The sequence below is a fragment of the Ruegeria sp. SCP11 genome (assembly GCF_040329455.1).
GTDB lineage: Bacteria > Pseudomonadota > Alphaproteobacteria > Rhodobacterales > Rhodobacteraceae > Ruegeria > Ruegeria atlantica_E.
Map to the genome: position 1 here is coordinate 41,992 of NZ_JBDZYG010000012.1, position 12,987 is coordinate 54,978.

The 12,987-nt window shown below is 56.7% G+C and carries 11 protein-coding genes; 10 read left to right on the top strand and 1 reads right to left on the bottom strand.

The window, feature by feature from the left end; genetic code table 11:
• The first annotated feature begins 51 nt into the window (after positions 1-51).
• The 7 genes from purC to ABLN94_RS17675 all read left to right on the top strand — a co-directional run bounded on the left by purC (position 52) and on the right by ABLN94_RS17675 (position 9,200).
• Positions 52-807, top strand: a complete 756-nt coding sequence (purC, locus tag ABLN94_RS17645) for a phosphoribosylaminoimidazolesuccinocarboxamide synthase (protein WP_170487506.1) — start codon at positions 52-54, stop codon at positions 805-807.
• 137 nt (positions 808-944) lie between these two features.
• Complete coding sequence (locus ABLN94_RS17650) at positions 945-1,613, top strand: MarC family protein (RefSeq protein ID WP_352994820.1); 669 nt, start codon at positions 945-947, stop codon at positions 1,611-1,613.
• Positions 1,614-1,730: 117 nt separating this feature from the next.
• Positions 1,731-1,961: a phosphoribosylformylglycinamidine synthase subunit PurS gene (purS, locus tag ABLN94_RS17655; protein WP_109311572.1), complete on the top strand. Its 231-nt coding sequence runs from the start codon at positions 1,731-1,733 to the stop codon at positions 1,959-1,961.
• A 23-nt stretch (positions 1,962-1,984) separates the two neighbouring features.
• Complete coding sequence (purQ, locus tag ABLN94_RS17660; protein WP_170487510.1) at positions 1,985-2,653, top strand: phosphoribosylformylglycinamidine synthase subunit PurQ; 669 nt, start codon at positions 1,985-1,987, stop codon at positions 2,651-2,653.
• A gap of 123 nt (positions 2,654-2,776) precedes the next feature.
• Positions 2,777-4,468: a sensor histidine kinase gene (locus ABLN94_RS17665; RefSeq protein WP_417750531.1), complete on the top strand. Its 1,692-nt coding sequence runs from the start codon at positions 2,777-2,779 to the stop codon at positions 4,466-4,468.
• A 12-nt stretch (positions 4,469-4,480) separates the two neighbouring features.
• A complete protein-coding gene (locus tag ABLN94_RS17670) occupies positions 4,481-5,815 on the top strand; it encodes a sigma-54-dependent transcriptional regulator (RefSeq protein WP_170348615.1) in 1,335 nt (444 codons plus the stop codon).
• A 502-nt stretch (positions 5,816-6,317) separates the two neighbouring features.
• The gene (locus ABLN94_RS17675; RefSeq protein ID WP_352994824.1) at positions 6,318-9,200 is read left to right on the top strand and encodes an Rne/Rng family ribonuclease; all 2,883 of its coding nucleotides are present in this window, start codon (positions 6,318-6,320) and stop codon (positions 9,198-9,200) included.
• A gap of 52 nt (positions 9,201-9,252) precedes the next feature.
• Here the strand turns inward: ABLN94_RS17675 and ABLN94_RS17680 are convergent, their stop codons facing one another.
• Entirely contained in the window at positions 9,253-9,486 is a 234-nt protein-coding gene (locus ABLN94_RS17680) for a sulfurtransferase TusA family protein (protein WP_352994827.1), read from the bottom strand.
• Between the two features lie 105 nt (positions 9,487-9,591).
• On the opposite strand from ABLN94_RS17680, the gene ABLN94_RS17685 reads away from it, so the two are divergent.
• The 3 genes from ABLN94_RS17685 (at position 9,592) to ABLN94_RS17695 (ending at position 12,968) form a co-directional block, all read left to right on the top strand.
• Positions 9,592-10,344 (top strand): cytochrome c biogenesis CcdA family protein, encoded by a 753-nt coding sequence (locus ABLN94_RS17685; protein ID WP_170487518.1) that lies wholly within the window; start codon positions 9,592-9,594, stop codon positions 10,342-10,344.
• 63 nt (positions 10,345-10,407) lie between these two features.
• Complete coding sequence (locus ABLN94_RS17690) at positions 10,408-11,622, top strand: hypothetical protein (protein ID WP_352994830.1); 1,215 nt, start codon at positions 10,408-10,410, stop codon at positions 11,620-11,622.
• On the top strand, positions 11,619-12,968 hold the full coding sequence (locus tag ABLN94_RS17695) for a cytochrome P450 (protein ID WP_352994832.1): 1,350 nt from the start codon (positions 11,619-11,621) through the stop codon (positions 12,966-12,968). The genes ABLN94_RS17690 and ABLN94_RS17695 overlap by 4 nt, the downstream gene beginning before the upstream one ends.
• The last annotated feature ends 19 nt before the right edge of the window (positions 12,969-12,987 follow it).

Sequence of the window (12,987 nt, forward strand, 5' to 3'; positions counted from 1 at the left end):
GAGGGCGACAACAGCGCGATAATCGCGTTTGGCGATATGGAAGGGGCCCCGATGGCGCGTCGCAAGAAAATCTACGAAGGCAAGGCCAAGATTCTGTATGAAGGCCCCGAACCGGGCACAATCGTGCAGTATTTCAAGGACGACGCGACCGCGTTCAACGCCGAGAAGAAGGACGTGATCGACGGTAAGGGCGTTCTGAACAACCGTCTGAGCGAGTTCTTTATGAATGGTCTGACACAGATCGGTGTTCCGACCCACTTCATTCGACGCTTGAACATGCGCGAACAACTTGTCCGCAGCTGCGAGATCGTGCCGTTGGAAGTGATCGTGCGCAACTATGCCGCCGGTTCAATGTCGAAACGCCTTGGTATTGCCGAAGGCACGCAACTGCCGCGTCCAATCGTCGAGTATTGCTATAAAGACGATGCGCTTGGTGATCCGCTGGTGACCGAGGAACACATTGCCGCCTTTGGCTGGGCCAGCCAGCAGGACATGGACGATATCCTAAGCCTAGCCTTGCGAGTGAACGACTTCATGAGCGGTGTGATGCTGGCCGTTGGTATCCGTCTGGTCGACTTCAAGATCGAAATCGGCCGCGTCTATGACGGCGACTATCAGCGTCTCATCATTGCTGACGAGATTAGCCCGGACAGCTGCCGTCTGTGGGATATCGAAACCGGTCAGAAGCTGGACAAAGACGTGTTCCGTCGCGACTTGGGTAATCTGACCGATGCATATTCCGAAGTTGCGCGCCGTTTGGGCGTTTTGCCCAAAAGCAACGTCAGCAAGCCGACGCTGATCAACTGATCAGTCAGTTTGCTCAAATTCTGAGCGAAAGCGCCGCGTCGAAAGATGTGGCGTTTTTTCTATGAAATTGGAGGTTTGACAGATCGATTAGTTGTCTCGCATTGTCGGGCGGAGCTTTATGTGAGGTAACTCCCGAGATGGCCGACCTTTTCAATCACGCCGTTTTCCTGAAATACCTCGCGGCCTTGCTGGCGATCTTTAGCCCACTATATGGCATCCCGGTTTTTTTGAGCATGACCGATGGCTACACGCCCGCAGAGCGCAAACGTGTAGCATTAATCGTCACGGGTGCAGTGGTTGTCTGTTCTCTGATTGTTGTCTTGGTGGGAGAAGAGGTTTTGGCCATCTTCGGCATCGATGTCCCGTCGTTTCGCGTTGCCGGTGGCCTGATCATTCTTGGTCTTGGCATGTCGATGCTGAATACTTCGGACAGATCGCCGGGTGATCAGCAGGCTGCAGAAGAGGGTCACAAGAAAAAGAGCAACATTGCCGTGGTACCGCTGGCGATTCCGTTGATCTTCGGACCAGCTACGATCGCAACGACAATTGTGTTTGCACACCAGCTTTCTGATGGTGCCGAAATCGTGACACTCGGATCGGCGATACTGATCGCCTGTGCCCTGATCGGCGTTGGATTGCTGTTTGCTGTTCCGATATCGCGGTTTTTGGGGCCGACAGTTCTCAACGTCCTAACCCGCATTATGGGAATTATCCTTGTGGCGGTCGCCGTCGAGATGGTTTTTACCGGCGCGTTCGACGCGATTGATGCACGCTATCCCGGCTTATCCTCGGGTGGGGGCGGTTAAACGCGGGGATCTGCGGCAATCTGCGGTTCAACAAGGGTTGTCCAATGCGGACAACCACGCTATCCCCCGCGCAACGGAACGGGCCCGGACCGGAGGCCCTCAGCTGGAGTTGCAGGAATGAAAGCACGGGTGCATGTGATGCTGAAGAACGGGGTCCTCGACCCGCAGGGTGAGGCTGTGCGGCACGCATTGGGCGCCATGGGCTTCGATCAGGTCGAAGGCGTACGCCAAGGCAAGGTGATCGACCTGGAACTGGCCGAGGGAGCGACCGAGGCGGACATCACCGAGATGTGCGAAAAGCTGTTGGCCAATACGGTCATCGAACGCTACGAAATCGAACTGGTCTGAACCTAAATTCCGGAGGCCCCGCCATGCGCGCAGCTGTCATCGTATTTCCAGGATCCAACTGTGACCGGGACCTTGCCGTCGCTTTCGAGCAGGCGGGATTTCAGGTCGACATGGTCTGGCACAAAGACGCCGCGTTGCCTGAGGGCATCGACATTGTAGGTGTGCCCGGTGGTTTCTCGTATGGCGACTACCTGCGCTGTGGGGCGATTGCTGCTCAGTCTCCAATCTGCAAAGCGGTTGTCGAGCATACAAACCGTGGCGGTTATGCCGTAGGTGTCTGTAATGGTTTCCAGATCCTGACCGAAACCGGCATCCTTCCGGGGGCGTTGCTTCGCAATGCCGACCTGAAATACATCTGCAAGACAGTCGGTCTGAAAGTGGAAACCAGCGATAGCGCCTTTACCGAAGGTTACAATGCTGGCGATGTGATCGGTATTCCGATTGCCCACCATGATGGTAACTATTTTGCTGATGATGCCACTTTGTCCGCGCTTCGTGATCAGGACCGGATCGCGTTCACCTATACCGAGAATCCCAATGGCTCGGTTGGCGACATTGCAGGTATCCTGTCGGAAAATCGTCGAGTGCTGGGGATGATGCCTCACCCTGAGCGGGCGGCGGATGAAGGCCACGGCGGTACCGACGGTACGGCATTGTTCCGCGCATTGTCCGGTGTTCTCGCACCAGCGTGACTTGAGGTTGAACCAATCCCCGCGTAATTTCCGGGGATGAATTCCGATGTTCGCTCCGGCTGGTCCGTTCTGACAAAACCATTTCGTGGTGCACCCCTTGGGTGGCGCCTGCGTTTTGCCGTCATGGCCCTTCTGGTGGCTGCCATAGCAACAGTTTGGGTCACAAACAGGCTGCTGACGGACCGGTTTACCGAATCCACCAGAAGCCGGGCTGAGCTGCGTTTGGCGCTGTATTCTGGCAACCTGCTGAGCGAGTTGCGCAGAAACGCGATTGTGCCGCAGCTTCTGTCGCGTGATCCGACGCTGATTTCGGCACTTCAGTCCAGCGATTATTCTCTTTCCAGCCAGCGCCTTATCTCCTTTGTTGAAGAGATCGGTGCCGCATCTTTGATGTTGCTGGACAGCGATGGAACGACACGGGCGGCGACGGACCGAAACCGGCTGCAAGAGGCCCACCGAAGTTCACCGTATTTCATTGATGCCGTACGCTCTAATGCCACTATCTTTACGGTTATTCCTAAGGAATCCGGTGGATACAGCTTTGTCTATTCCCGGCGTATCGACGCAGGTGGCGATATCCTCGGTGTAATCGTTGTTGAGGTCGATCTGCACAAGTTCGAGCTGGCCTGGGCCGGTATTTCGGACGCGGTGATGGTAACAGACAGCACAGGCAACATCATTTTGTCGACCGAACCGCAATGGCGCGGGCTTGAGGAAAACGCGGCCATGCTGCGCCAACCTCCGGAAGGCGCCATCCAACGCGCGATCCGTGCCACAACGGATTGGACCGCGCTGCCGCCTGACGCGTATTTGCAAGGCGAGGCGGTGATGCGGATGGAGACGCGCATTCCGTTCCGCGGATGGAAGATGACGTCTTTCACCACCTATGCCTCGATCCGTGAAAAGGTTAACAGCGTTTTGGCGCTTGAGATCATGGGTTTTGCGATTCTGTTGGCGTTGGCGTTCTATGCACTGAGCCGCCGGGCCACGTTGCGTATGACGTTGTTCCAACGTGAGTCGGCAGAGCTTCGCGCATTGAACACAAGGCTACAGCGGGAAATCGCTGAACGAGAACGGGTTGAAAAGACACTGGAAGTTGCCGAGCAGACGCTTGCGCAAAGCTCGAAACTGGCTGCTCTGGGTGAGATGTCAGCCGCCGTCAGTCACGAATTGAATCAACCGCTGGCTGCAATGAAAACCTATCTTGCAGGCGCGCGCTTGCTGCTGCGCAGAAACCGTTCCGAAGAGGCGCTGGCCAGCTTTGGGCGCATAGACGGTCTGATCGAACGAATGGGTGCGATTACGCGTCAGCTCAAATCCTACGCCAGAAAAGGCGCAGACGCGTTTTCCCCTGTAAACCTTGGGGAAGCGTTGGCTTCCAGCCTGTCAATGATGGAACCGCAACTGCGTCAACGGCATGTTAAAATCACTCAGATTTTGCCGGAAGAACCTGTTATAGTGATGGGAGACCGGATGCGGATCGAACAGGTAATGGTGAACCTCTTGCGGAATGCGTTGGACGCCACCAAATCTGTACCAGAGCCGGATGTCGAAATTATTCTGGCTGCAGGCGACACGGCGGTGCTGACCGTGCGCGACAATGGTCACGGGATCGAGGATATCGAGAACCTGTTTGAACCCTTCTACACCACCAAGCAACCCGGTGACGGGGTCGGTTTGGGGCTTGCCATCTCTTCGGGTATCGTAAACGACCATGGGGGACGGCTGACCGCGCGCAACAGCCAGCAAGGTGGCGCGGTGTTTGAGATGCAACTGCCGATACTGGGAAGCGACGGCCTTGAGGCCGCTGAATAACGAGGAATGAATATGGCACAGGCCATGAAAATCGCCATTGTGGATGACGAACAGGACATGCGCCAGTCGATCAGCCAATGGCTGGCGCTGTCGGGATATGACACCGAAACCTTTTCCAGTGCCGAGGATGCGCTGAAAGTGCTGGGACCGGATTATCCCGGCATTGTCATTTCGGACATCAAGATGCCCGGAATGGACGGCATTCAATTGCTGAAAAAGCTGATGGGCGCTGACAGCACCTTGCCGGTGATCATGATCACTGGTCATGGGGACGTGCCAATGGCGGTTGAAGCGATGCGCGTCGGGGCGTTCGACTTCCTTGAAAAACCGTTCAACCCTGACCGGATGTCGGAACTGGCCAAACGCGCCAGTAACGCGCGGCGTCTGACGTTGGACAACCGCGCCCTACGGCGTGAACTGTCCGGTGGCACTCAGATCATGAACAAGTTGATCGGCGCCAGCCCTGTGATGGAGCGCCTGCGCGAAGATATTCTGGATCTGGGGCAGGCTGACGGTCACGTGTTGATCGACGGCGAGACCGGCACAGGAAAGACGTTGGTGGCTCATGCTCTGCATGCTGTCGGCAGCCGGGCCGGTAAGAAATTCGTTCTGGTGTCCTGCGCGGCACTGGAAGAAGAGGCGCTTTCGAAACGCCTGTTCGGTCCGATGATGCCCGAAGATGCGCAGTTGCCCGCCATAGAGGAGGCACGAGGCGGTACGCTTGTGCTGGAAGACGTTGAAGCGCTGAGCGATACGCTTCAGGCGCGCCTTCTTAGCGTCATGAACGATCAGGGCACCCCTGCCGAGACGCGGATCGTTGCAATTTCGAACTTGCAGGAAGCCGGTAAGACCAGTGAAGACGTCCTGCGTCCGGATCTGTTTTACCGCTTGGCGGCGCTGCGCATAACCATGCCACCTTTGCGCCAACGCGGAGAAGATATCCTGACGCTGTTCACCCGCCTCAGCGAACAGTTTGCCGAAGAATATGGATGTGACGCACCGCAAGTCAGCGCCCAGGAAGCTGCGCAGCTGTTGCAGGCGCCGTGGCCGGGCAACGTGCGCCAGCTGATCAATATTGCTGAGCGCGCCGTGCTGCAATCTCGCCGCGGGTCAGGAACAATTGCCTCGCTTCTGATGTCCGATCACGAGGAAATGCAACCAGTCATGACGACCGAGGGCAAGCCGCTCAAGGAATATGTCGAAGCGTTCGAACGAATGCTGATCGACAACACAATGCGCCGACATAAAGGCTCGATTGCTTCCGTTATGGAAGAATTGTGCCTGCCGCGACGCACACTGAATGAGAAAATGGCCAAGTACAGCTTGCAACGCTCAGACTACTTGTAAACGCAGGAGAGGGGGCCAGCCCCCTCTATTGGCACTTAAGTCCCCGAATTGTTTTAGTCTGACGACGGGATTCACGTGGCCGTGACCCGGCCACAATGCAGTTTGCCCATTGTCTTTTCCACAGGACTGCCTTTATGGTGTCGAGACGGGCCGGGCGGTTATGCGCCCTTAAGCCCCGAATCTTTGAGTTTCGCTGCTCTGCCGCGGATGGTGATGATCCCCACGAGGCAATGCAGACCGATTATGCCCTTCAGGGGGCAGTTGAACGCCTGAGCCCGCCAAGGCGGGCGAAAGGAACAAATGGGCAGGTTGCGGCACTCCGCACCTGTCGGAGAAGAACCGCGATGACGCGCGCGCAACGATCGAGAATACGGGCAGGGGGCCACAGCGCCAGACCCTGCCGCGCGCCGTCCGAAATCGCCCTGACAAGACACCACCCCAAAAGCGCCTGTCCCCCCGGACGGGTAAGGACAACGCGTTTGGCGCGGTGCACCAAGGACACATGGCTAAGAAAATGCTTATCGATGCCACCCACGCGGAGGAAACCCGCGTCGTGGTGGTCGACGGAAACAAGGTCGAGGAGTTCGATTTTGAGTCCGAAAACAAACGCCAGCTTGCTGGCAACATCTATCTTGCAAAAGTAACACGGGTTGAGCCGTCTCTTCAGGCGGCTTTCGTTGATTATGGTGGGAACCGGCATGGTTTCCTGGCGTTTTCCGAGATCCACCCGGACTACTACCAAATCCCCGTCGCTGACCGCGAAGCGCTGATGGAAGAAGAACGCGCTTATGCCGAGGCAATGAAAGCGCGGGATGAGGCGGAAGAAACTAAGCCGAAAAAGCGCCGCTCGCGGTCTCGGACCAAAGCAGCAGACGTGAAATCGGACGACGTGGTCGAGACCATTGAGGTGTCGTCTGAGCCGACCGGTATGGAAACGATTGATCTGGATGAGGGGGAAGAAGGGGCTGATTTGTCGGTTCCGGAAGGCACCTCTCCGATGGATCATGTCGCTGAGACGCCGGTTGAAGAACCCAGCGATGACACTGAGGCGCCGGATGAAGCAGAGACCCCTGCTGATGAGGTCGAGGGGGCTGTAGCAGAGGATTCTGAGGCGCAGACTGAAGAGACTGCAGCTGAGCCGACCGAAGAGGCCGAAGGTGAAGAGGCTGAGGCACAGGACGAGTCCGCCGAAGCTGAAGCCAACGTCGAGGATGCTGCAGAGACATCTGACAGCGAAGAAGAGAAACCTTCTGACGAAACGGCTGCAGACGACGAAGCCAAAGGCGATGCTGACGAGAGTGACGAGACCGAAGAGGAGACTCGCGCGGATGCATCGGTCAAGGATGACAGCATTGAATCGGTCGCCGATGAAGACGACAGCGAGGACATTCGTCCGCCGCGCAAGCCGCGTCCGCGTCGCTATAAGATTCAGGAAGTCATCAAGGTGCGCCAGGTTCTGCTGGTGCAGGTCGTCAAGGAAGAACGCGGCAACAAAGGTGCTGCTCTGACCACATACCTGTCGCTGGCGGGGCGCTATTGCGTTCTGATGCCCAACACGGCGCGTGGCGGCGGAATTAGCCGTAAAATCACTAACGCTCCTGACCGTAAAAAGCTGAAAGAAATCGCGGCTGAAATCGACGTGCCGACGGGCGCGGGATTGATCATCCGGACTGCGGGGGCCAAACGTACCAAGTCCGAGATCAAGCGCGACTATGAATATCTGCAGCGCATGTGGGAGCAGATCCGCGAGCTTACGCTGAAATCCATTGCACCCGCTAAGATTTATGAAGAAGGCGATCTGATCAAACGTTCGATCCGCGATCTGTATAACCGCGAAATCGACGAGGTTTTGGTCGAGGGCGAAGGCGGATACCGCATCGCCAAAGACTTCATGAAGATGATCATGCCGTCCCACGCAAAGAACGTAAGACGGTATGAGGACGCGCTGCCTCTGTTCGCGCGGTATCAGGTGGAAAGCTACCTGACGGGTATGTTCAACCCCACAGTACAGCTGAAATCCGGCGGGTATATCGTGATCGGCGTGACCGAAGCGCTGGTGGCGATCGACGTGAACTCGGGTCGGGCGACCAAAGAGGGTTCGATCGAGGAAACCGCGCTCAAAACCAACCTTGAAGCTGCTGAGGAAGTGGCACGGCAATTGCGCCTGCGTGACCTTGCCGGTTTGATCGTCATCGACTTCATCGATATGGACGAGCGCAAGAACAACTCGGCTGTTGAAAAGCGCCTGAAGGAAAAGCTGAAAACGGACCGTGCGCGTATTCAGGTCGGCCGGATTTCTGGCTTTGGTCTGATGGAGATGAGCCGTCAGCGCCTGCGTCCAGGTATGCTTGAAGCGACCACGCAGCCTTGCCCGGCCTGTCATGGTACCGGTCTGATCCGGTCGGACGACAACATGGCCCTGACTATCCTGCGCCAGATCGAAGAGGAGGGCACCCGCCGTCGCTCGCGCGAGGTTCTGGTGCGCTGTCCGGTCAGTATTGCCAACTTCCTGATGAACCAGAAACGCGAACATATCGCGCAGATCGAGGCGCGTTATGGCCTGTCGGTACGGGTGGAAGGCGACGTGCATTTGGTCAGCCCTGATTTCTCGATGGAGAAATTCAAAACCGCCAGCCGGATTGTGCCAGAAGCAAGCGCTCCGGTCGTGTCGGTTGATGCGTCGCTGATGGATTTAGTTGACGCGGACGAGGAAGAATCCGTCGAAGAAGAAACGGTTCAAGCCGAAGAAGAGACCAAGCCCAAGCGCAAGCGCCGCCGTCGTCGTCGGAAGAAAAGCAACGGCTCTGGAGAGACACCAGAAACCATTTCCGAAGAGGGTGAGGTCGCCGCTGAGGAAGCGGTAGATACCCCGACTGAAGCCGAGTCTGAAGAGACTATCGCGGAAGAAAAGGCTGAAAAGCCCAAGCGCCGCCGTGCGCCGCGCCGTCGTAAGAAGGACGCGGAACAGGTTGAAACGGCTGAGGAAAACTCGACTAAAGCCGAGCCTGCGCCCGACGAGAAGTCGGAAGAAGTTAGTGCAGAGCCGACGGATGCTACATCTGAGGATGCTTCAGCAGAGTCTACTCAGGAACACGCCGAGGAGCAGTCGGAAGCGGTTGCAGCCGAGCCTGTTGTTGAAGAAGCCAGTGCGTCTGCGACTGACGAGGTTGCTGAACCTGCAGTAGAAGAGATTGCCGAGCCTACAGCCGAGCCTGCAGCTCAAGAAGTTGCTGAAGCGGTCGAACCAGCAGAAGCTGAAGGCGCACCACAAGAGCCGGTCGCAGAAACACCCGAACCCGTACTTGAGGTTGTGGCTGAGGAGCCTGAGCAACCCAGCGAACCGGCCAAGCCGAAACGGCGCGGTTGGTGGTCTTTGGGTCAGTAATTAGAAAAGGCGGGCTTTGGGCCCGCCTTTTTTTCTAGCCCGAAGCTCTTCCTCACCCAGATTTTTGAATGAGATAGACTTGATGCCCCTCTGTGTCCTCTTGTGACAACAGCTGATGCCCGCTTTCAGAGCAAAAATGCGGTACGTCGATGATGGCCGCAGGATCATCCGCCAACACACGCAGAATGGCTCCTGCGGGCATGGACTTAAGGCGTTTTCTAGCTTTTAGGACAGGCAGCGGGCACAACAGGCCCAGCGCGTCCAGCGTTTCTGTGAGGTTTGACATAAGGCTCAGATATTTCCACTTCGCGCCTCTGTCCAGCATCCAAGCACGGGGATGTGACCGAATGGCCCCGTGACGCGGCGGGTGTGATACCATATGTGCTGATTTATGTTCGGAATCGATATCATCGACGCGGGCTTACTGCCTGCCATGTTCATCGCAATGCTGGGAGGGCTGATCAGCTTCCTGTCGCCCTGCGTGCTACCCATCGTTCCGCCTTATCTGGCCTATATGAGCGGTGTGACGATCAATGAGATGCAAGATGAAGCGCAGGCGCGACGCAAGGCTACCCTGTCGGCGCTGTTCTTTGTTCTCGGGTTGTCGACGGTGTTCCTGCTGTTGGGGTTCACGGCCTCTGCCTTTGGCGCTTTTGTGCTGAAGAATCAGGTGCTGTTCGCGAAATTGTCCGGCGCGGTGGTTATCGTCTTTGGTTTGCATTTCCTGAACGTCATTCGCATTCCTTTCCTTGATCGCGAGGCGCGGATTGAAACCGGGGACTCCGGCGGTTCAGTCTTTGGTGCTTATATTCTGGGCTTAGCTTTTGCCTTTGGATGGACGCCTTGCATCGGTCCGCAGTTGGGCGCGATTCTGTCGCTCGCCGCATCCGAGGCCTCGGTCGCTCGGGGAACCCTGTTGCTGGGTGTCTATGCCGCAGGGCTGGGCATTCCATTCCTTCTGGCGGCGATGTTCCTGAACCGGTCAATGACGGTGATGAATCGGATCAAGCCTTACATGGGCACGATTGAAAAGGTGATGGGTGGTCTGCTGTTGTTCGTCGGAATCATGTTGATCACCGGGCTTTTCACCGAATTCAGCTGGTGGCTTTTGGAAACCTTTCCGGCGCTGGCCAATTTCGGGTGATATGCTGATCTGACTTACCTTGATCACAAGGCTGCGCTAACCTGCGCCACAGAAGGTAAGGTCATGAGCAATCACACAAAACAGCCGCAAGTGCGCAGGCGCCGGGTGTTCTATATTCCCGGCTATGACCCAATTCATCCGCGCCGCTATCGCGAGCTCTATCGTAAAGAAGGCCGCGCGCAGGCGGACATCTCGGGTTATGAGATCGCGATATCCCCGAAATCAGGAGAAGGGCTATTCGGCTGGCATGTCCACTCGCGCCAGGATGGTGCTGAGGTTCAGGTTGAATGCGAGGTACTTGTCTGGTCGGATATCGTGCGCGACAGCATGTCGAATTCGATCCCCGCAACCTATCTACAGTTATTGCGAACAGCTTGGATTTATATCGGAACCGGAGCACTTTGGCGTCTGATGCGTCTGCGGAAGGGGCCGGTTATCGCGGCTCTGTACCCCGTTGGAATGCTGATCGGACAATTGGCAATAGCGCTCGCAGTCGCCTGGGGTTTGACAATGCTGCTATGGAACCTTGCGGGCTGGCTTGGGGTGGTTCCGGCCTGTCTCATCGCATATGCGTTGCTGCGATGGTTTCGCAAAATCGACAATCGTCTGTTCGCCTACTACCTGATGCATGACTACGCCTACTCGGCCATGTGGAAGGGCGCAGTACCTGCCCAATTAAAAAAGCGTCTGTCCGAATTCACAGCTCATATCCAGCGCGCTCTTGAATGCGACGTGGATGAAGTTCTGGTCGTCGGGCATTCCTCCGGTGCCCATCTAGGGGTAATTTCGTTGGCGAATTTACTCCGGGTTCGCGGGCTTTCTAACGACGGCCCCAGGCTCGCATTTCTGACTTTGGGGCAGGTGACGCCGATGGTTTCTTTCCTGCCAGAGGCTAGGGATCTGCGTTCCGACCTAAAATTTTTGTCGAACCAAAGCAATTTCACTTGGGTCGACGTGTCTGCGCCCGGCGATGGCTGCGCTTTCGCCCTGTGCGATCCGGTTTCTGTAAGCGGTGTAGCGACGGACCAGAAACGCTGGCCACTGGTGCTGTCAGCAGCCTTTACGCAGACCCTGTCTGTTGAGCGCTGGCGCGAGCTGCGTTGGCGGTTTTTTCGACTACACTTCCAATACCTCTGCGCCTTTGATCGTCCGGGTCTCTACGATTATTTCCGCGTAACAGCAGGGCCACTGACCTTGGGTCAGAGATTTGCCGGACGGGCACCCTCGAAATCGCGCATCGACCATCCAGTGTCGAAATTCAGGTCAGTACGCTCATGAAACCGCCCAAGCCAACGCCTCGGCCGGATCAGGTATCGCTTTGGCGCTATCTGAAACTGTTCCGCAAGGATTTGTTGTCCGCGCAGCCACAACGTCTCTATCACGCTTGGATGGCCGAGTTTCGCACCCCATTCTTCCGATCCTACATGATCAACCAGCCCGAGCTTGTGGATACGGTCCTAAAGCAGCGCCCCGAAGACTTTCCGAAATCAGGCCGCATCAGTGAGGGGTTGCGCCCGCTGTTAGGTGACTCGGTCTTTCTAACTAACGGAGACACGTGGAAACGGCAGCGCCGCATCATTGATCCAGCTTTCGAAGGAGGGCGGCTGAAGGATACGTTCCCGGCCATGCTTGAGGCAGCGCAAGCCTGCGTCACACGACTGCGAGGGCAGGAGGGTCAGGAAATCGAGTGCGAAGAACTCACGAGCCACGCTGCGGCGGATGTGATCTTCAGAACGCTGTTTTCGGTTCCGATCGAGCATGAAGTTGCAGCGCAGGTGTTCGAAAAGTTTCGGGCCTACCAACGTCAACAGCCATTGTTGAACCTGGCCGCATTTATACCCGTGCCCCGATGGGTTCCGCGTCTACATGCGCACAATACACGCAGGAATGCGCGGGATATCCGGGACTTAATCAAACGCTTGACGGCGGAACGCGCTGAATTGATCGACGCCGGAAAGGCACCGGACGATCTGGCAACAAAAATAATGACTACACCCGATCCGGAAACCAGGCACTGCTTTGACACACAAGAAATGGTGGATCAGGTCGCTATCTTCTTCCTCGCCGGGCATGAGACCAGCGCCTCTGCACTGGCGTGGACGCTGTATTTAATGGCGCTTTATCCCGAGTGGCAGGAAAAGCTAAGCGTCGAGGCGGAGGCCTTGGACGATCCAAGCTTTGGCGCGATGTCCAAGTTAAAACTCAGTCGAGACGTGTTCCGCGAAGCTCTGCGCCTCTATCCTCCGGTGCCGATGATGGTGCGCGAGGCGACATGTACTGAACACTTTCGGGGTAGAGACGCCCCCAAAGGTTCGCAAATCGTCATCAGTCCGTGGCACCTGCACAGACATGAACGTCTTTGGGAGCGTCCCGATGAGTTTGACCCCCAAAGGTGGAGCACCAAGAACGGGAAAACCTGTCAGCGCAAGGCCTATATCCCGTTTTCCACCGGCCCACGGGTCTGTACTGGGGCGGGATTCGCGATGGTTGAAGGGCCATTGCTGTTGTCTATGCTACTTCGGAAGTTCCGGTTTGAGTTGGTCGAAGGGCGAACGCCCGTACCAGTCGCGCATCTAACGGTACGTTCGAAAGATGGGATTTGGTTGCGGGTGTTTGAGCGCTAACAACCTACCATCGCCCGCC

Excerpts from the sequence above, each read along its gene's own strand:
- purC (WP_170487506.1), top strand. The coding sequence starts at position 52 with ATGGCGCGTCGCAAGAAAATCTACGAAGGCAAGGCCAAGATTCTGTAT.
- ABLN94_RS17650 (WP_352994820.1), top strand. The coding sequence starts at position 945 with ATGGCCGACCTTTTCAATCACGCCGTTTTCCTGAAATACCTCGCGGCC.
- purS (WP_109311572.1), top strand. The coding sequence starts at position 1,731 with ATGAAAGCACGGGTGCATGTGATGCTGAAGAACGGGGTCCTCGACCCG.
- purQ (WP_170487510.1), top strand. The coding sequence starts at position 1,985 with ATGCGCGCAGCTGTCATCGTATTTCCAGGATCCAACTGTGACCGGGAC.
- ABLN94_RS17665 (WP_417750531.1), top strand. The coding sequence starts at position 2,777 with ATGGCCCTTCTGGTGGCTGCCATAGCAACAGTTTGGGTCACAAACAGG.
- ABLN94_RS17670 (WP_170348615.1), top strand. The coding sequence starts at position 4,481 with ATGGCACAGGCCATGAAAATCGCCATTGTGGATGACGAACAGGACATG.
- ABLN94_RS17675 (WP_352994824.1), top strand. The coding sequence starts at position 6,318 with ATGGCTAAGAAAATGCTTATCGATGCCACCCACGCGGAGGAAACCCGC.
- ABLN94_RS17680 (WP_352994827.1), bottom strand. The coding sequence starts at position 9,486 with ATGTCAAACCTCACAGAAACGCTGGACGCGCTGGGCCTGTTGTGCCCG.
- ABLN94_RS17685 (WP_170487518.1), top strand. The coding sequence starts at position 9,592 with ATGTTCGGAATCGATATCATCGACGCGGGCTTACTGCCTGCCATGTTC.
- ABLN94_RS17690 (WP_352994830.1), top strand. The coding sequence starts at position 10,408 with ATGAGCAATCACACAAAACAGCCGCAAGTGCGCAGGCGCCGGGTGTTC.
- ABLN94_RS17695 (WP_352994832.1), top strand. The coding sequence starts at position 11,619 with ATGAAACCGCCCAAGCCAACGCCTCGGCCGGATCAGGTATCGCTTTGG.